This is a genomic window from Streptomyces sp. cg36, assembly GCF_041080675.1.
In the GTDB taxonomy this organism is placed as follows: Bacteria; Actinomycetota; Actinomycetes; order Streptomycetales; family Streptomycetaceae; genus Streptomyces.
This window is the reverse complement of record NZ_CP163520.1, coordinates 6,666,102-6,685,184: the sequence shown is the minus strand read 5'-3', so window position 1 is coordinate 6,685,184 and position 19,083 is coordinate 6,666,102. Positions and strand designations below refer to the sequence as shown.

11 protein-coding genes are annotated in these 19,083 nt (G+C 74.5%); 7 read left to right on the top strand and 4 right to left on the bottom strand.

The window, feature by feature from the left end; translation table 11 throughout:
* Nucleotides 1-253: 253 nt before the first annotated feature.
* The 7 genes from AB5J87_RS29790 to AB5J87_RS29760 all read left to right on the top strand — a co-directional run bounded on the left by AB5J87_RS29790 (nt 254) and on the right by AB5J87_RS29760 (nt 10,728).
* Nucleotides 254-730, top strand: a complete 477-nt coding sequence (locus tag AB5J87_RS29790; protein ID WP_369381019.1) for a hypothetical protein — start codon at nt 254-256, stop codon at nt 728-730.
* Nucleotides 731-894: 164 nt separating this feature from the next.
* Nucleotides 895-3,360, top strand: coding sequence for an FAD-dependent oxidoreductase (locus tag AB5J87_RS29785; RefSeq protein ID WP_369381017.1), 2,466 nt, complete (start codon nt 895-897; stop codon nt 3,358-3,360).
* A 52-nt stretch (nt 3,361-3,412) separates the two neighbouring features.
* Nucleotides 3,413-4,669 carry an N-methyl-L-tryptophan oxidase gene (solA, locus tag AB5J87_RS29780; RefSeq protein ID WP_369381015.1) on the top strand — a complete coding sequence of 419 codons (1,257 nt, stop codon included), beginning with the start codon at nt 3,413-3,415 and terminating at the stop codon, nt 4,667-4,669.
* The gene (locus AB5J87_RS29775; RefSeq protein ID WP_369381013.1) at nt 4,666-5,811 is read left to right on the top strand and encodes an aromatic ring-hydroxylating dioxygenase subunit alpha; all 1,146 of its coding nucleotides are present in this window, start codon (nt 4,666-4,668) and stop codon (nt 5,809-5,811) included. The genes solA and AB5J87_RS29775 overlap by 4 nt, the downstream gene beginning before the upstream one ends.
* A gap of 135 nt (nt 5,812-5,946) precedes the next feature.
* Entirely contained in the window at nt 5,947-7,416 is a 1,470-nt protein-coding gene (locus tag AB5J87_RS29770; RefSeq protein ID WP_369381011.1) for an aldehyde dehydrogenase family protein, read from the top strand.
* 119 nt (nt 7,417-7,535) lie between these two features.
* A complete protein-coding gene (locus AB5J87_RS29765; RefSeq protein WP_369381008.1) occupies nt 7,536-9,131 on the top strand; it encodes an APC family permease in 1,596 nt (531 codons plus the stop codon).
* Between the two features lie 19 nt (nt 9,132-9,150).
* Nucleotides 9,151-10,728 (top strand): GMC family oxidoreductase, encoded by a 1,578-nt coding sequence (locus tag AB5J87_RS29760; RefSeq protein WP_369381005.1) that lies wholly within the window; start codon nt 9,151-9,153, stop codon nt 10,726-10,728.
* Between the two features lie 34 nt (nt 10,729-10,762).
* Here the strand turns inward: AB5J87_RS29760 and AB5J87_RS29755 are convergent, their stop codons facing one another.
* The 4 genes from AB5J87_RS29755 to AB5J87_RS29740 all read right to left on the bottom strand — a co-directional run bounded on the left by AB5J87_RS29755 (nt 10,763) and on the right by AB5J87_RS29740 (nt 18,953).
* A complete protein-coding gene (locus tag AB5J87_RS29755; protein ID WP_369381002.1) occupies nt 10,763-15,427 on the bottom strand; it encodes a hypothetical protein in 4,665 nt (1,554 codons plus the stop codon).
* A 51-nt stretch (nt 15,428-15,478) separates the two neighbouring features.
* Nucleotides 15,479-16,378, bottom strand: a complete 900-nt coding sequence (locus AB5J87_RS29750) for a hypothetical protein (RefSeq protein ID WP_369380999.1) — start codon at nt 16,376-16,378, stop codon at nt 15,479-15,481.
* Nucleotides 16,379-16,601: 223 nt separating this feature from the next.
* The gene (locus AB5J87_RS29745) at nt 16,602-18,125 is read right to left on the bottom strand and encodes a hypothetical protein (protein ID WP_369380997.1); all 1,524 of its coding nucleotides are present in this window, start codon (nt 18,123-18,125) and stop codon (nt 16,602-16,604) included.
* Nucleotides 18,126-18,248: 123 nt separating this feature from the next.
* The gene (locus tag AB5J87_RS29740) at nt 18,249-18,953 is read right to left on the bottom strand and encodes a GntR family transcriptional regulator (protein WP_369380994.1); all 705 of its coding nucleotides are present in this window, start codon (nt 18,951-18,953) and stop codon (nt 18,249-18,251) included.
* Nucleotides 18,954-19,083: the final 130 nt, after the last annotated feature.

Genomic DNA, 19,083 nt, shown 5'->3' with positions numbered 1-19,083 from the left:
GGCCGCTGTCACGGGAGTTGATCATGGGTTGTCCTGGTATTACGCGAGATGGCATCCCGCATGTGGCCGAGGACACCCGCATATGTCCCGCACTCGGCCCATCGGCCCGGATGGCTGGAACTCTGCGTTCCAGGCAAATCCGGGGAATCTTCCGGGAGTTCCGTTCGTCCTTGTGTACGGGGTTGTTACGGGGATGTACGGACCCGTGCGCAGAGGTACGCATCGATGCGCCGGGGGTGGGGAGTGAGTACGCATGGGCACTGAAGGCAAAAGTGCGGACCACGTGGCGGCACGGTCGCCGCGACCGGAGGACGGGCATGCGGCGCGGACCGGCGACGAACCGCCGCCGCTGTGGGTGGAGGAGCCGGCGGTCAGGCCGCGGCTGCCCGACCCGATCAGGACGGCCGCCGTGCGCGCGGTGCTCATCGTCGCGTTCACGCTGATCCAGGCCGTCATCGCGTTCCTGTGCACGATGGCCGACTCCTGGCTGGCCTTCCCGATGGTCCTCAGCAGTGTGGCGAGCACCGTCGTGGCGACCTGGGCCGTGCTCGACGTCTGGGTCACCCGCCAGGTGTGGAACCAGCGCAACGGCGTGGTGTCGGTGCCCAGCAGCACCGCCCGGCGGCTGCGCCGCGAGCGTCGCCGGGTGCGCCGCACCGCACGCACCGCCGAGCCCTCGGGCACGGGGCGAATACGGCGGGGCGACCAGGGCGGCCTCTCCCGGGCGTAGCGGCGGCCCGCCCGGCCGAAAACGCCCTGTGGTCAGGCGAGTCGGCCTGATCGGACGCGGTCGAGCGGCGACCGGCCGGACCCTCTTGACGCTCTCCTGGGCCGTCCCCAGGATGTCTCCCATCGCGCAACCGGCGGTTCATTTGCGCAACAGGAGGCGAGGCCGTGTCCCATGAGGTCCGCACCACCCGAGGAGTCGACCCGGCCCGCGCGCGCCTGGTCGTCATCGGCGCCGGAATCGTGGGCTGCGCGCTGGCCGACGAGCTCACCGCACGCGGCTGGGCGCACGTCACCGTCCTGGAGCAGGGCCCGCTGCCCGCGCCGGGCGGCTCGACCTCGCACGCGCCGGGCCTGGTCTTCCAGACCAACACCTCCCGGACGATGACGGCGCTGGCGGCCCACACCGTCGCCACGCTCCGCGACCTCTCGTTCGAGGGCGAGCCGTGCTACCGGGCGGTCGGCGGACTGGAGGTCGCCACCACCCGGGAGCGCTGGGCCGATCTGCACCGCAAGGCCGGGCTCGCGGCGTCCTGGGGCGTGCGGGGCGAGCTGCTCACCTCGCACCGGTGCGCGGCGCTGTGGCCGATGCTCGACGAGGAGCGGATCCTCGGCGGCTTCCACACCCCGGACGACGGGCTGGCCGACGCGCTGCGGGCCTCCCGCGCCCTCCAGGCCCGGGCCGCCGCCCGGGGTGCCCGGTTCCTGGCCCGGCACACGGTCACCGGCATCGAGCGGAAGGAGGGCCGGGTCACCGGTGTGGTGACCGACCGGGGCTCCTTCCCGGCCGATCTGGTGGTCTCGGCGGCCGGGTTCTGGGGCCCGGTGATCGGACGCCTGGCCGGGGTGCGCGTGCCCCTGCTCCCGCTGGCGCACCAGTACGTGCGGACCGCCCCGCTGGCCGGGCTGGGCGCCCGCGCGGCGGCCGGGCTGCCCATCCTGCGCCACCAGGACCGCGATCTGTACCTGCGGACCCATGTGGGGGCGGACGGGGTACGGCTGGGCATCGGGTCGTACGCCCACCGGCCCCTGCCGGTGGACCCGTTCACGGTCCCGGCGTACGACGACGCCCCGGTGATGCCCTCGTCGCTGCCGTTCACCCCGGAGGACTTCGCGCCCAGCTGGGCGGAGGCCACCGCGCTGCTGCCGGAGCTCGCCGACAGCGCGGTGGGGGACGGCTTCAACGGGGTCTTCTCGTTCACCCCGGACGGGATGCCGCTGCTCGGCGAGGCGCGGGAGCTGCGCGGGTTCTGGCTGGCGGAAGCGGTGTGGGTGACGCACTCGGCGGGGGCGGCGCGGGCGGTCGCCGAGTGGCTGACGCACGGGCAGCCGTCGGTGGACGTCCACGACTGCGACGTCCGCCGCTTCGAGGACGTCCAGCTCACCCCGGGCCAGGTGGCGCGGCGGGCGGCCCGCGCCTTCGTCGAGGTGTACGACGTGGTCCATCCGCTGCAACCCGCCCAGCGCCCGCGGCCGTTGCGGACCAGCCCCTTCCACGGGCGCCAACAGGAGCTCGGGGCCTACTTCCTGGAGGCCGGGGGCTGGGAGCGCCCGCACTGGTACGAGACGAACGCGCCGCTGGTGGACGGGTTGCAGATCCCGGTGCGGGACGCCTGGTCGGCGCGGTACTGGTCGCCGATCGCGGCGGCGGAGGCGAAGGCCACGCGCGAGCGGGTAGCGCTGTACGACATGACGCCGCTGCGGCGCCTGGAGGTGACGGGCGCGGGAGCGCCGGCCTTCCTCCAGCGGATGACGACCAATCAGCTGGAGCGCGGGCCCGGTTCGGTCACGTACACCCTGCTGCTCGACCGGGCGGGCGGCATCCGGTCGGACCTCACGGTGGCGCGGCTGGCCCCGGACCGCTTCCGGATCGGCGCCAACTCCCCCGCCGACCTGGACTGGCTGCGCGACCACGCACCGGCCGGGGTCACGGTCCGGGACGTCACCTCCGGGACCTGCGGCATCGGCGTCTGGGGACCGCTCGCCCGCGAGCTGGTCCAGCCGCTGACCGGCGACGACTTCTCGCACGAGGCGTTCGGCTACTTCCGGGCCAGGGAGACGGTCGTCGCGGACGTGCCGGTGACCGCGCTGCGGCTGAGCTATGTGGGCGAGCTCGGCTGGGAGCTGTACACCACGGCCGACCTGGGCCTCGGTCTGTGGGACGCGCTGTGGGAGGCGGGGCGGCGGCTGGACGTGGTCGCGGCGGGCCGCAGCGCGTTCGACTCGCTGCGGCTGGAGAAGGGGTACCGCGCCTGGGGCCGGGACATGACGGCCGAGGACACCCCGTACGAGGCGGGGCTGGGGTTCGCGGTGCGGCCCGGCAAGGGCGACTTCGTCGGCCGCGCGGCGCTCGGCGACCCGGGCTCGGTGCGGCGCCGGCTCACCTGTCTGACCCTGGACTCGCGTGCGGCGGTGGTCCTCGGCAGCGAGCCGGTGCTGGTCGACGGGGTGCCCGCGGGCCATGTGACCAGCGCGGCCTACGGCTACACCATCGGCCGGTGCGTGGCGTACGCCTGGCTCCCGGTGCTCGCGCCGGGCACCCCGGTCCACGTCGAGTACTTCGGCGAGAAGGTCCCGGCGACGGTCGCCGCGGAACCGCTGTTCGACCCGCGGATGGCCCGTCTGCTGCGCTGATCCGGCGCCGCGCGGGCGACCCGGCCGGGCACCGACCCCTTCGGGAGGAAGCATGGCTCCTACGTACGACGTGATCGTCCTCGGTCTGGGCGGCATGGGCTCGGCCGCCGCCTGCCGACTGGCCGAACGCGGGGTCCGGGTCCTCGGCCTGGAGCGGTTCGGCCCGGCCCACGACCAGGGCTCCAGCCACGGCGGTTCACGGATCACCCGGCAGTCCTACTTCGAGGACCCGGCGTACGTGCCGCTGCTGCTGCGGGCGTACGAGCTGTACGACCAGGTCGAGCGGGACAGCGGGCGGGAGATCGCGCTGCTGTGCGGCGGGATGATGGTGGGCCGCCCCCCCCCCCCCCCCCCCCCCCCCCCCCCCCCCCCCCCCCCCCCCCCCCCCCCCCCCCCCCCCCCCCCCCCCCCCCCCCCCGAGTGCCGCACGGTCGCGGGCGCGGTGCGCTCGGCGCGGCGCTGGGACCTGCCGCACGAGATGCTGGACGCCGCCGAGATCCGGCGCCGCTTCCCGGCCATGACCCCGCGGGACGACGAGGTGGCGCTCTACGAGGCGCGGGCCGGGCTGCTGCGCCCGGAGGCCATGGTGTCGGCGCATCTCCAACTGGCCGCCAAGGCGGGCGCCGAGCTCCGCTTCCACGAGCCCGCCCTGCACTGGGAGGAGCTGCCGGGCGGACGCGGCGTGCGGGTCCGCACCGGCCAGAACACCTACACCGCGGGCCAGTTGGTGGTCTGCCCCGGGGCCTGGGCGCCGGAGCTGCTGGCCGATCTGGAGGTGCCGATCGAGGTGCAGCGCCAGGTCACGTACTGGTTCCGGCCCCGGGGCGGCATCGACGCCCATCTGCCGGAGCGCCAGCCGGTCTATGTGTGGGAGCAGACGGGCGGCGTCCAGGTGTACGGGTTCCCGGCGATCGACGGGCCGGACGGCGGCGTCAAGGTCGCGTTCTTCCGCGAGGGCGGCGCCCCCTGCACCCCCGGGGACATCGAACGGACCGTGCGCCCGGCCGAGGCCGAGGCGATGGCGACGGCGATGCGCCGGATCGCGCCGGACCTGCCGGACACCTTCCTGCGAGCGGTGACCTGTATGTACTCGACCACTCCGGACGAGCACTTCGTGATCGCGCGGCACCCCGCGCACCCCGGGACGGTCAGTGTGGCCTGCGGTTTCTCCGGGCACGGATTCAAGTTCACCCCGGTGGTCGGGGAGATCCTCGCGGAACTCGCGCTGGACGGCACCACGGCGCATCCCCTCGGGCTGTTCGACCCGCGCCGCTTCACCGCTCCCGGCGCCCCCGGGGCGGCGCGATGACCGCCGAGGCCGTCCAGCGGCCCCCGAGCCTGCTGCGGACGCTTCCCGGCCGCTACTACAGCGAACCGGCGGTCTTCCTGCGCGAACAGGAGCGGATCTTCGAGACGCACTGGTTCTGTGTGCTGCGCGGCGCCGATCTGGATCGCCCCGGCGCCTTCCGCACCGCCCAGGTCGGGCGCGAGAGCGTCCTGGTGGTGCGGACGGGCGGGGGCGCGCTGCGCGCCTTCCTCAATGTGTGCCGTCACCGGGGAGCCCGGGTGTGCACCGAGGAGAGCGGCACGGTCCGGCGCAACCTCCAGTGCCCGTACCACGCGTGGACGTACGACCTGGAGGGGCGGCTGGTCGCCGCGCCCAATCTGGTGCGGATGCCGGACGTCGACCGCGAGGAGCGCGGGCTGCTGCGGGTCGCGCTGCGCGAGTGGCTGGGCTACGTCTGGGTGTGCCTGGCCGAGGAGCCGCCGTCGTTCGAGGAGACCGTGGTCGGCGCGGCGGCCGAGCGGCTGGGCGACCCCGGCGCGGTGGACCGCTACGGCGCCGCCGGCCTGGCGCTGGGCCGCCGCATCTCGTACGACGTGCGCGCCAACTGGAAGCTGATCGTCGAGAACTTCATGGAGTGCTACCACTGCGCGACGATCCACCCCGAACTCACCCATGTGCTGCCGGAGTTCGCGAAGGGGTTCGCGGCGCAGTACTACGTGGGCCACGGCGCCGAGTTCGCGCCGGACGCCGAGGGGTTCACGGTGGACGGCGGCGCGGGTTTCGCGCGGCTGGCCGGTCTGGCGCGGGAACAGGACCGGCGCTACTACGCGATCACCGTGAAACCGCAGGTCTTCGTGAACCTGGTGCCCGACCACGTGATCGTCCACCGGATGTTCCCGCTGGCCGTGGACCGCACGGTGGTCGAGTGCGACTGGCTGTACGCACCGGAGGTGGTGGCGTCCGACGCCGACGTGTCGCGGTCCGTGGAGCTGTTCCACCGCGTCAACGTCCAGGACTTCGACGCCTGCGAGCGCACCCAGCCCGCCATGGACTCGCGGGCCTACCGGCACGGCGGCGTGCTGGTGCCCAGCGAGCACCACATCCGCGGCTTCCACGAGTGGGTCCTGGCCCGGCTCGGGCCCGGCTTCGCTCCTGAGTCCTGACCCGCCTCCGGCGGCGCCCGGACAGCACGCCTGCTGAGCTGCACGCCTGTTGAAACTGTCTGAATCGTCACATGTCTGAAGTGTGAATACCTGGGTAGCGGCGCCACTGTTCGTGATCAGAAGTCGAGGAGCGTCATGCCTGATTTGTTCATCGGTGGCCGGTGGAGCGCCGCCGTCGACGGCGAGACCCGCGAGATCCGCTGCCCGGCGGACGGTTCGCTGGTCGCCGTGGTCGACGAGGGGGGTCCCAAGGACGCGGCGGCGGCCGTAGCCGCCGCCCGCGACGCCTTCGACCGCGGGCCCTGGCCCCGGTCGACGGTCGCCGAGCGGTCCGCGCTGCTGCTGCGCGTCGCCGACCTCATCGAGCGTGACGCGGCCCGGCTGGCCCGCGCGGAGTCGCTGGACACCGGCAAGCGGCTGGTCGAGTCGGAGTACGACATGGCCGACATCGCCAACTGCTTCCGCCACTTCGGCCACTTGGTGGGCAACCAGGACCCGGGCCGGGTCGTGGACACCGGCAACCCGGAGACCGACAGCCGGACCGTGGTCGAGCCGGTGGGCGTCTGCGCGCTGATCACCCCGTGGAACTACCCGCTGCTGCAGACCGCGTGGAAGGTCGCGCCCGCCCTCGGCGCGGGCAACTCCTTCGTCCTCAAGCCCAGCGAGCTCACCCCGCACACCGCGATCATGCTGATGCGGCTGCTCACCGAGGCCGGGCTGCCGGACGGCGTCGCCAACCTGGTGCTCGGCACCGGCCCCGCCGTCGGCGCGCCGCTGACCGAGGACGAGCGCGTGGACCTGGTGTCGTTCACCGGCGGGCTGGCCACCGGGCGGCGCGTGATGGCCTCCGCGGCGGCCACCGTCAAGCGCACCGCGCTCGAACTGGGCGGCAAGAACCCCAACATCGTCTTCGCCGACGCCGACTTCGACACCGCCGTGGACTACGCCCTGACCGCGGTGTTCCTCCACTCCGGCCAGGTCTGCTCGGCGGGCGCCCGGCTGCTGGTGGAGGACTCGCTGCACGACCGCTTCGTCGACGAAGTGGTGCGCCGCGCCCAGCTGATCCGGCTCGGCGGCCCCTTCGACCAGCGGGCCCGCACCGGCCCGCTGATCTCGGCGGGCCACCTCGCCAAGGTCGAGGCGTACGTCGCGGCCGGGCTCGCCGAGGGCGCGGTGCTGCGCTGCGGCGGCGCCCGCCCGGACGCGCCGGCGCTCGCCGGCGGCCACTACTACCTGCCGACCGTCCTGGACGAGTGCACGGCCGGGATGTCCGTGGTCCGGGACGAGTCGTTCGGGCCGGTGCTGACCGTGGAGCGGTTCCGTGACGAGGAGCACGCCCTGGCGCTGGCCAACGACACCGTCTACGGCCTGGCCGGTGCGGTGTGGACCCGTGACGAGGCCCGCGCGCGGCGCGTCTCGGCCGCACTGCGGGCCGGCACGGTGTGGATCAACGACTTCCACCCGTACGTCCCGCAGGCCGAGTGGGGCGGGATGAAGCAGTCGGGGACGGGCCGGGAACTCGGGCTCGCCGGACTCGCCGAGTACCAGGAGATCAAGCACATCTGGCGCAACACCGATCCGCGCCCGCAGCGCTGGTTCGACTGAGCGAGCGCTCCCGTGAAGCCGGTCCGCCGCGCGCCCGCCCCACCGGGCGCCCGGCCGGCCCGGGCCTTCGCCGTTCCCTGCCCTCCCCTCTGCACGATCTGTACGAGGAGTGATCCCCCATGACCGCCACCACACCCCCGCCCCCCACGCCCTCCCCAGCCCCGGCGGGCGCCGACGCCGATGACGCGGCGCTCGCCGAACTCGGGTACAAGCCGGGCCTCAAGCGCACCCTCGGCAACTTCCACACCTTCGCCGCCGGGATCAGCTACATCTCGATCCTGACCGGCACGTTCCAGATGTTCTACTTCGGCGTCAGCCTCGGCGGCCCCGCCTACTGGTGGTCCTGGCCGCTGGTCTTCGTCGGCCAGCTGATGGTGGCGCTCTGCTTCTGCGAGCTGGCCGCCCGCTACCCGGTGGCCGGATCCGTCTACAACTGGGCCAAGAACCTGGGCGGTCCGCACGTCGGCTGGCTCGCGGGCTGGATGATGACGCTGGCGAGCATGGTCTCGCTGGCCGCCGTCGCCCTGGCCCTCCAGCTGACGCTCCCTCAGATCTCCTCGTGGTTCCAGTTCGTGGGCGACGGCAGCGGGAAGTACGACGCGGCGGCCAACGCCGTCGTCCTCGCCTGCGGGCTGATCCTCTTCACCACCCTGGTCAACGCGTTCGGCGTCAAGCTGATGGCCCGGATCAACACCGCGGGCGTCTTCATCGAGCTGGTCGCCGCGGTGATCCTGATCATCCTGCTGGCCGCGCACATCACCCGCGGCCCCAGCGCCATCGTGGAGACCCACGGCATCGGCTCCGGCCAGGACCTGGGCTACTTCGGCGCGTTCCTCACCGCCTCGCTCGCGTCCGCGTACGTCATGTACGGCTTCGACACCGCGTCCTCGCTCGGCGAGGAGACCGTCGACCCCAGCCGCAACGCGCCGCGCGCGATCCTGCGGGCGCTGATCGCCTCGTTCGTCATCGGCGGCCTCATCCTGCTGTGCGCGCTGCTCGCCACCCCGGACCTGAGCGCGCCCGAACTCTCCGTGGACGGGCTCCAGTACGTGGTGCTGAGCACGCTCGGCCACACCATGGGCCAGGCCCTGCTGTGGTGCGTGGTGATCGCGGTCGTCGTCTGCGAACTCGCCGTGCACACCGCCGGCATCCGGCTGATGTTCGCGATGGCCCGGGACAACAACCTGCCCGGCGGCAGCCGCCTCGCCAGGATCAGCCCGCGCTTCCAGACCCCGATCGCGCCCGCCGTGGTCTGCGGGCTCGTCGCCATCGGCATCCTGCTGGTCAACATCAAGCAGCCGCAGATCTTCTCGGTCGTCACCAGCATCGCGATCATCATGATCTATCTGGCGTATCTGCTGGTCACGATGCCCATGCTGGTCAGCAGGCTGCGCGGCACCTGGCAGCCCGCGCCCGGCCGCTTCTCGCTGGGCCGCTTCGGACTGCCCGTCAACATCCTCGCGGTGCTGTGGGGCGCGGGCATGACCGTCAACCTCCTGTGGCCGCGCGCCGCCGTCTACAACGCGGCGGCCCCCTACCACTGGTACCTGCGCTGGGGCGGGGTGCTGTTCGTCGGCGCCGTCACCGTCGGCGGGTTCGCCTACTACTGGTTCGTCCAGCGCCACCGCACCGGCGTCCTCGCCGACCACGCCGCCGAGAAGCAGGACACCGACCCCACCGCCGCCCCCGGCAGCACCGCCGCCGCCACCGGCTGAAGCAAGGAGCGAAGCAATCATGAACGAGGCCAACACCACCGCGGCCACCGATGAGTTCGACTACGTCGTGGTCGGCGGCGGCACCGCGGGAAACGTTGTCGCGGCCCGCCTCAGCGAGGACCCCTCGGTCACCGTGTGCGTCCTGGAGGCCGGTCCCTCGGACGTCGGCGACGACAACGTGCTCCGGCTGGAGCGCTGGATGGGCCTGCTGGAGTCCGGCTACGACTGGGACTACCCGGTCGAGCCGCAGGAGCGCGGCAACAGCATGATGCGCCACGCCCGCGCCAAGGTGCTCGGCGGCTGCTCCTCGCACAACTCCTGCATAGCCTTCTGGGCGCCCGCCGAGGACCTGGACGGGTGGGCCGCCGGGGGCTGTACGGGCTGGGGCGCCGAGGACGTCTTCCCGCTCTACCAGCGGCTGGAGAACAACGACGCGCCGGGCGAGCACCACGGCCGCAGCGGCCCGGTGAAGCTGCGCACCATCAAGGGCGAGGACCCCTGCGGCAGCGCGCTGCTGGACGCGTGCGCCCAGACCGGCATCCCCACCACGCCCTTCAACACCGGCCGCACGGTGATCAGAGGCGCCAACTGGTTCCAGATCAACTCCGACGAGAACAACATCCGCCAGTCCTCGTCGGTCGCGTATCTGCATCCGATCATCGGCAAGCGGCCCAATCTGACCGTACGGACCGGGATCCGCGCCAAGCGGCTGGTGATCGGCGAGGACCGGCGCTGCACCGGCGTCGAGTACCTGGACCCGGACCTGATCCACAGCCGCACCGTCTCCGCGCGGCGCGAGGTCGTCGTCAGCTGCGGCTCGATCGACACGCCGAAGCTGCTGATGCTCTCCGGGATCGGCCCCGCCGACCATCTGCGCGAGGTCGGCGTGGAGCCGCTGGTGCACTCCCCCGGGGTCGGCGAGAACCTCCAGGACCACCCCGAGGGCGTCATCATGTGGGACGCCAAGCGACCCATGCCGACCCGCTCCAACCAGTGGTGGGAGATCGGGATCTTCGCGGACACCGAGCCCGGCCTGGACCGGCCGGACCTGATGTTCCACTACGGCTCGGTGCCGTTCGACATGAACACCGCCCGGCACGGCTACCCGACCAGCGAGAACGCCTTCTGCCTCACGCCCAACGTGACCCGCGCCAAGTCGCGCGGCACCGTGCGGCTGCGCACCCGCGACTACCGCGACAAGCCGATGGTCGACCCGCGCTACTTCACCCATGAGCACGACGTGCGGGTGATGACGTACGGGCTGAAGCTGGCCCGCGAGATCGCGGCGCAGCCCGCGCTGGCGGACTGGGCGGGCGCGGAGCTGGCGCCGGGGCCGGACGTGCGCACCGACGACGAGCTGTTCGAGTACATCCGCACCACCCACAACACCGTCTACCACCCGGCGTGCACGGTGAAGATGGGCGCCGACGACGACGCGACGGCGCCGCTGGACGCCCGGCTGCGCGTCAAGGGCATCGGCGGACTGCGCGTCGCCGACGGCTCGGTGATGCCGGAGCTGGTCACCGTCAACCCGTGCATCACGACGATGATGATCGGCGAGAAGTGCGCGGACATGATCAAGGCGGACGCGCGCTGACGGGGGGGGGCGCGGGTCGCGCGCCCCCACCCGCTCACGCCGGCTTCTTGAACATCCGGGTCGCGGTGATCTCGCCGTGCACCGTCTCCCCGGCCGGGTCCTGCTGCGGCAGACCCGGCCGCAGGTGTTCCTCCACGCTGATGTACTTCAGGCCCGCCCGCAGGTCCGCGTCATTGCGCAACCTGATGACCAGCGGGAACTCTGCGAGCGCCGTGGTGTCGAACAGGCCCGTGGTGTACAGCAGCTGGACGCCGAGCGCGTCCGACACGGCCCGCTGGAGCTCCAGCAGATACGTGGCGTTGGCGCGGCCGATCGGGTTGTCCAGGAAGAGCGTGCCCGCGTGGCGGTGCTTGTCACGGCCCCGGTCGTTGCTGCGCAGCGCCGCCATCGTGCAGTACAGCGCGATCGCGGCGGTCAGCAGCTGGCCGCCGGAGAACACGTCGCCCATCTGCCCCACCGGGACGCGCTCGGCGCGCAGCACCGCGTCCGGCTTGAGGATCTCCACCGCGATCCCGCGTGGTTCGAGTGCGGCCTGAACTCCCCGCAGCAGCAGGGACATTCCGTCCCGGCGCAGGTCGGAGTTCTTGCGGACGGCCGCGCGCGTGGCCTCGTCGATGACCTCGCCCAGCCGCTCGGTGAGCGTGGCCTGGTCCGGCTCCTCGAAGCGGATCCGCAGGAACTCCTGCCCCGACCACTCGCCGAGGCCCTCGGGCAGCTGCGAGAGCCGCTGGGCCGAGCGCAGGGTGGTCAGCGCCGACTCCACCAGACCGCGCAGCCGGTCCACGATCGAGTCCCGGTTGCGCTCCAGCTGCTCCAGCTCGTCGGTGAGGACCCGCAGGCGGGGCGCGAACGCCGCCGCCCAGGCCGCCGCGTGCTCGGGCAGCGCGGCGGCGGGCAGCTCGCGGATCTGCTGCCGGGCCGGGGTGCGCACCTGCTCGTAACGGGTGGCGTTGGCGTGCCGCACCAGCACGTCCGACGCCTCGCGCACGGCGGTCTCGGCGGCCGACAGGTCGCCCGCGCAGCCGCGCAGCGACCGCCGGGCCTCGGCGGCGGACTGCCGGGCCTGCGCCAGGTCGTCCGGGAACGCCTCGGGCGCCTGCTCCTCCTCGTCCTGCTGGTGGTCGCGGAGCAGGTCGCGCAGGAGCGCGGCCGTCTCGTCGAAGCCCCCGGCCGCGTCCTCGGCGGCCCGATGGGCCTGGAGGAGCTCGGCGTGGGCGGCCCGCGAGGTCTCCAACTCGTCGGTGCGGGCGGTCAGTTCGCCCGTCGCCGTGCGCAGCAGCGCCTGCGCCTGCTCGGCGTCGCCGGGCACCCGGTCCGCGGGCAGCTCGGTGTGTGCCGCGCCGTCCTCGGGGGCCAGCCGCTCAGCCTCGCCGCGCAGCCGGCCGAGCTGCTCGCTCGCGGTGGACGCCCTGGTCTCCAGGAGCTGTACGAGCGACTCGGCGCGGGCCGCGGCGGCCTGCCGGGACGGGCCGTCGGCGCCGTCGGTGCCCTCCAGGAGCTGGGCGGCGCGGGTGCGGACCTTGTTGGTGAGCCGGTCGAGCTCGGCGAGCGCCGCGCTCTCGTCGCTCTCCGCGCGCGCCTGCTCGGCGCGCAGATCGGCGCCGACGCCGACCTTCTCGTACAGCTGGGAGGCGGCCCGGTACGCCTCGCGCAGGGCGGGCAGCGCCGCCTTGGGCGCCTTCCCGTCCGGCTCCGGCAGCGCCTCCGGGGCGCCCGCGATCTCGGCGCGCTCGGCGCGCAGGGCGCGGGCGGTGCGGTGGGCGTCGTCGGCGGCGCGCTGGGCGGCGCGGCGGTCCTCGTCGGCGGCGCGGGCGCGCTCCAGGAGCGTCTGGGCGCGGGCCTCGGACTCGGCGGCCTCGTCCACCAGCTCGCGCAGGGTGGCCTGCCAGCCCGCGCGCTCGCGCAGCCGGAAGGCGAGCCCGGCGAGCGCGTCGGCGGCGCGGCGGGCGCGCTGGGCGGCCTCCTGGCGCTCGTCGCGCACCCGGGCGGCCTCGGCGGCGGCCTCGTCCGCCTCGGCCCGCTCGGTGCGGGCCCCGGCCAGCTCCTCGGCCGCGGTCACGGCGGCCTCGCGCGCGGTGCGGGCCGCGGTGGCGAGCTCGGCGAGCATCCCGGGCGGGCAGTCGGCGCGCCAGGAGCCCAGCCGGGCGGCCAGGCCGCGGTCACCGGCGAGCCGGGCGGCCAGGGCGCGGATCTCCTCGTCGCGCGCGGTGGCGCGGGTGCGCAGCGCCTGCCGCTCCTCGTCGGCGGCGTGCTCGTCGTGCATCGCCGGGTTCGGGGGGACGAGGAACACCTCGCCGTCGCCGTCCGCGTCCTGGCGGGGCACCGGGGCCAGCAGCGCGGCGGCGGTGCCGACGGCCACGGCGGAGCGGGGCAGCAGCGCCGCCCCGGCGAGCGCCTGGCGGGCCCGTGCGTGCGAGGCGGGGTCGGTGATCACCACGCCGTCGACGAGCTCGGGGCGGGCCGCGAGCACCGCGGCGTGGTCGGCCGGGTCGACGGCCTGCGCGAGATAGCGCCAGCCCGGCAGGGCCGGAATGCCCTGCTCGCCCAGGTACTCCACGGTCGCCAGCACGTCGGGGCCGGGCGGCAGGAGGCCGCCGTCGCCGAGCGCGCCCAGGATGCGGGCGTCGTCCGCGGCGGCGGTCCGCAGTTCGAACAGGTTCCGCTCGGCGGCGGCGATGCCCTGGTCGAGGAGGCGGCGCAGGTCGTCGGCCTGCCGGTCCAGCTCCTCGGCGCTCAGCGGGGCGTCGGCCGCGCCCGAGCCGAAGGCGGCGGGGGTGCCGCGCACCGCCGCGTGGACGGCCTCCGCCGCGTACATCGCGCCCTTGCGGGGCAGCGGAACGCCGGGCGCGGGGGCCGACGGCAGGCCGAGCAGCTCGGCGAGGCGCTCGTCGGCGGCGATGGACTCGGCGGCGCGGCGCTCGGCCTCGTACGCGTTCTCGGCGGCGTCCGCCGCGTCCTGTGCGCGGGCCCCGGCCAGTTCGGCGCGCGCGTGGACGGCGGCGGCCTCCCGGGCCCGGTCGGCGGTGGCGCGGGCGCTCTCGCGGGCCGTGTCCCAGGCGGCGACGGCGGTCTTCTCGGCGTCGCTGGCGGCCAGCGCGGCCCTGGCCGGGTCGGCGTCGGGGGCGCTGTCGTCGAGCCAGCCCGCCCGCACCGCCTCGGCGGTCTCCTGCTCGACCTCGGCGAGGCGCTGGCGCAGGTGCCCGGCCTCGCTGCGGGCGCGCTGGGCCTCGGTGGCGGCGGCCGTGGCGTCGCGGTGGGCGGCCTCACCGGCCTCCTGGAGCGCGGCGGAGCGCTCCTCCTCCTCGGCGGCGAGCCGCTCGCCGTCCTCGGCGGCGGTGTGCAGCGCCCGTACGAGATCGGCGGCGGCGGTGGCGCGGGCGGCCAGCGCCGGGGCCGCGTCCCGCTCGGCCTCGCGGATCGCGGCGGCCACGCGCGCGGAGCGGTCGGCGGCGGCCTTGTGCCGCAGCACGGCCTCGGCGGCCTGCCAGGCGGCGTGCAGCGTACGGGCGTCGGCCAGCTCCCGGCGCTGTGCGGTGGCGGCCTTCTCGGCCACGGCGAGCGCCAGCGAGGCGTGCCGGTAGGCGAGTTCGGAGGCGATCAGGGCGCTGCGTCCGCGCGCCTGCTCGGCCTCGGTGACGGTGTGGGCGGCGGCGGTGACCCGCCCCGCCAGCTCGGTGGCGCGACCGCGCTCCTGTCCCGCGCGCGCGGAGAGCCGGCGCGCCAGCGTCCGCGTACGGCGCTCGGCGCCCGCGTGGATGTCGCGCGCCCGGGAGCGGGTCTCGGCGGCCTCCACGATCCGGTTGAGCAGGTCCACCGAACCGGCGGTGAAGTCGCGCTCGGCCGTCAGCTCGGCGCGGCGGCCCAGCTTGTTGCCGAAGCCGCTGACCAGGTCGGCGAGGCCGTCGGTGTCGCGGGTGTCGGTGACGGCGCGCAGCAGCAGGTCGGTGAAGTCGGAGTCCTTCTTGACCGCGAAGAGTCCGGCGGCCTCGCCCTCGTCCGCGTTCATCTCGCGCTGGTAGCGGAAGAGTTCGGGGTCGAGGCCCAGGTCGCCCAGGTGCTCGTTCCAGCGGTCGTGGATCTCCTCCCAGACCACGTCGAGGTGCGGATACGCCTTGCCCGCCTCGGTGACCGCGTCGCGGAAGCCCTTCATGGTGCGGCGCCTGCCCTGGGCGCCGGACGCGCCCTCGGCGGCCGGGCGCATCGCGCTGGACTCGGCGACCGGCAGCGAGTCCAGGCTGAGGCCCGGGCCGGGGCGGAACGAGTACCACGCCTCGGCGAACTTGCGCGGGTCGTTGGAGACCTGGCGCCCGCGCCACTCGCTGACCTTGCCGACCACGACCAGCTCGCCGGTGAGGGTGTGCTGCCACTCCAGGGCGACGTGGCCGCAGTCGTCGGCGAGCAGGAACTTGCGCAGCACGCCGGAGCTGGCGCCGCCCAGGGTGTTGCGGTGGCCCGGCAGCATCACCGAGAAGATCAGCTTCAGCAGGACGGACTTGCCGCCGCCGTTCTCCAGGAACAGCACGCCCGCGGGGGCGGGGCGGCGCGGCGGGCCGACCGGCTCGTCCTCGAAGAACTCCGCCTGGGCGGGCGCCGGTTGGGGCACGGGCGCGCCGACCCCGCGCAGGTCCAGCACGGTGTCGGCGTAACGCGCACCGGCGGGACCGATGGAGTAGAGGCGGACCCGGGACAGCTCGTACATGGCGGACTCTCGTAGGTGGGGCGGTCGAATGGGCGGGGCGTGCGGAGGGCGTCAGGCGTGGAAGGGGAGCCCGGCGTCGGCGGCCAGGTCGAGGTCGTCGGCGTCGGGGGGCGGCAGGAGGGTCGCGCTGCCGTCGCTGACCGCGACGACGCCGAGCTCCAGGAGCTCGGCGAGGGCGGCGCTGCCCGCCATGTCGCGGACCTGGAGCTGGTAGCGCGCGGTGGTGCGGTAGGCGCCGCCCGCGTCGTCGCCGGTGCGCTGCAGGAAGCCGGACTCGGTGAGGAACGCGACGGCCTTGGCCACGATGCCGGTGGTGGATCCGGCCAGGCGGCGGGCGTCCTTGGTGGCGCCGGTGGCACTGCGCCGGGCGTAGATCCGCCAGGCGGTCTCCAGGCCGGGGGCGCCGGTCTCGGGGTCGGTGTTCTCGCCCTGCTCGGCGGCGCGCTCCTCCAGCCGGCGGCACGCCTGGCGGACGAAGGCGTCCACGCCGTTGACCGTGATCCGCCCGATGTAGCCGTCGTCGGCCAGGTCCTCGGGCCGGGGGAACGCCATCGCGGCGACGGCCAGATGGGCCAGGCCGTGCAGGAAGCGGTCCGCCGCGTCGGTGGCGGCGCGCCGGGCGTAGTCGCCCATGCGGACCGCGAAGACCGAGTCCTCGGCGGCCGTCACGGCCATGCCCGCGCGGGGCGAGACCTCCAGTACGACGAGGCCGAGGCCCGCCGCGACGGCGTCCGCGAGACGGGCGAAGGCGGGGTCCTCGCGGTGGCGGCGGAGCAGTTCCGCGTACTCCGCGTCGCGGGCGGGGAGCAGCTTGGGCTGGAGGCCGAAGGCGACGAGGCGGGCGGCGTCGGCGGCGTCGGCGGGGGTGATCCGCCGCTCGCCCCCGTCCCGGGGCGTCTCGACGGGACCGTCGCCGGCCTCGGGCTCGCGCTCGGGGTGGTGGTCGGTCACGGGGGTCTCCTTGGGGGGTGGGTCTGTGGGGGGAGGTGGGTGCGGGGAGGTGGGGCGGGCGCTTGCGGTGGGGGGCTGGTTCCCCGCCACTTCCCGGCTGTGGCGGGTGCGGCTCCGCCGCGTGGCCGCCGGCGGGGCGGCCGGGGGCTTGCTCTCGTCTGCTGCGGGTCGTCCGTGGCCGGTCGGGCGGTGCCCCGCGCCCCAGGTGCCTAGGCGCGCGTCATCACGCCGCCTCCCGGTCCGCCGCCATCCCCGCCGCGTCCAGCCGCGCCGTCCCCACGATGAGGTCCGCCCCGCCGAACTCCGGGTCCTCCAGCTGGGTCCCGTCGTCGACGGCGAAGAGCAGCCGCTCCTCGCCCTGGCGGTACGCCGTGCCGACCGGCGGGCTCGCCGCGTGGACGGCGAGGAGGGCGACGAGGTACGGCAGGTCGGGGTCGATCCCGCGCGCCTCGGCGAGCAGGCCGGAGAGGCGGCGCGGCGCGTCGTGCTCCAGGTCGAGCAGCTCCATCGCGGCGGCCAGCTGCTCCTCGCTGAAGCGGCTGTCGTCCGGGGTGGCGATCAGATCGGGCTCGGGCATCTCCGCGCCCAGGTGCTCCCGCTCCATCGGCGGCGTCAGGAGTATGTCGACGAGGTCGGCCACCCGCACCGAGACCGGTGTGCGCAGTCCGGTCCCGCGCGCGAAGAACGCGTCCGTCACCCGTGTCGCGTCCTCGACCGGCAGCGGCAGCAGCGGCGCGACCAGCTGTCCGTACAGATCGAGGCCGGAGCGGGCGGCGGGGCGGGCGAACGCCTGGCGGTCCTGTTCGGCGCGGAACAGCGGCCCCGCCTCCAGCAGCCGGGACTGGAGCTGGGTGTGGCGGCGGATGCAGTCCTTGACGATGTCGACGAGCTCGGCGGCGCGCCGCTTGTTCTCCGGCTCCTCCGCCTCGTCGCGCGCCTTGCGGATGTTGGTGAGGATCGCGTTCTCGTGGCGGTAGCGGTCGGCGACGTGGTCGAGCGCCTCCGCGATCATGTCCGGGACCGCGTTGAGCCAGTCGACCGCCCGGACGTTGCGCCGGGTCGCCTCCAGGGTGCGGCGCAGGGTCTCCGCGTACTGCACGGTCCGGTAGCGGGCCTGCTCGGCGGCGAGCTGGGCGTCGGCGAGGCGGCCCCGGCTGACCAGCACCTCCAGCTTCACCTCGGCGGCGATCTGGGCGCTGGTGACGTCCGTGTCGAGGGCGCCCACCAGCACGTTCACCGCTTCGTCGGTGGTGCGCAGATAGACGCTGCCGCCGTATCCCGGGACCTCTTCGACGAGCTTGAAGTCGTAGTCCCGGCGGACGTAGGAGCCGTCCGTCGCGAACGTCCCGTACACCGCGCGGAAGCCGCGGTCCACGCTGCCGACGTTGATCAGGTTCTCCAGGACCCAGCGGGCCACCCGCTCATGCTCGGCGGCCGGGCGCTCGGGGGCCTGGGCCGCGACCCGCGGGATCAGCCGGGCCACGATCTGCTCGTGGTCCGCGCCCGTGTCGAAGTCCATGTTCAGCGTGACGAGGTCGATCGAGGCGAGGGCGACCTCCGCCATCGCGTACACCGAGTACTCGCCCGCCAGGTTCGCCTTGCGCACGTCCAGGTCGTGCAGCGGGGCGGTGCAGGCGAGCGCGCGCAGCCTGCGGGCCAGCCCCTCGTCGGCGGCCGGGCCCGGTGCGGGGCGCGGCCCCGCGCTGAGCTGGGGCGGAACGGGTTCCGTCGAGGCAGGCGAAGTCACGCTGCACAGATTAGGTCCTCGCACTGACAACGGTCGAAACGGCGCAGATGGCACCGTCGGCACGGCCGGGGCCGACCTGCCCCGACCCCACCGGGACGCCCGGGCCACGGGCGGCGAGCGAGCCTAGTCCGCGGCGACGACCAACTCCGTGTACGCCTGGACCAACTGCCGCCGGGAGTCGTCGAGGTAGTCGGCGAGCAGCGCCAGGGCCGCCGTGCGCTCGCCCGCCTCCAGCGCCGCCAGAATCTCCCGGTTCCGTACGAGGTAGGGCTGGTGGAGCCGTTTCGGGTCGTCCACGACGTGGAAGGCGAGCCGCAGTTCGGCCAGGACCCCGCGCATCAGCTCGTCCGTGCGCGCGCTGCCCGCCAGGGCGACGAGCTCGCGGTGGAAGTGGATGTTGGCGGTGGAGACGCCCTTCCAGTCGTGCGCGCGGGCCGACCGCTCGCCGTGCGCCACCGCCTCGGCCAGCGCCCGGAGTGCGTACGGCGGTCTGCCGAGGCCCTGTACGACGGCGCACTCGACCAGGCGCCGGGTGCGGTAGATGTCCTCGACGTCGTCGACCGCGAGCATCCGCACGAAGACCCCGCGGTTGAGTTCGTGGACCAGCAGCCGCTCATGGGTGAGCAGTCGGAACGCCTCGCGCAGGGTGTTGCGCGAGACCCCCAGGGCACGCCCGATCCCGTCCTCGGCCAGCCGTTCGCCCGGCGGGAAGAACCCGTCGGCGATCCGGCCGCGCAGGATGTCCGCGACGCGCTCGGCCGTGCTGGTGCGGCCGAGCAGCGGGCGGTCCTCCGCCAGCCCGCCGACCTCGGACTCCGTCGTCCCCACGGCATCCTCACTCCCCCGTCGGCCGCTGCCGCCGACGCGCGGCTCCCATCGTAGGACGCGGACCCGGAAGACAGGACGTCCCTACACGACTCTTGTCGGATTGTTCAACGATCCTCTAGCTTGGGCGTCA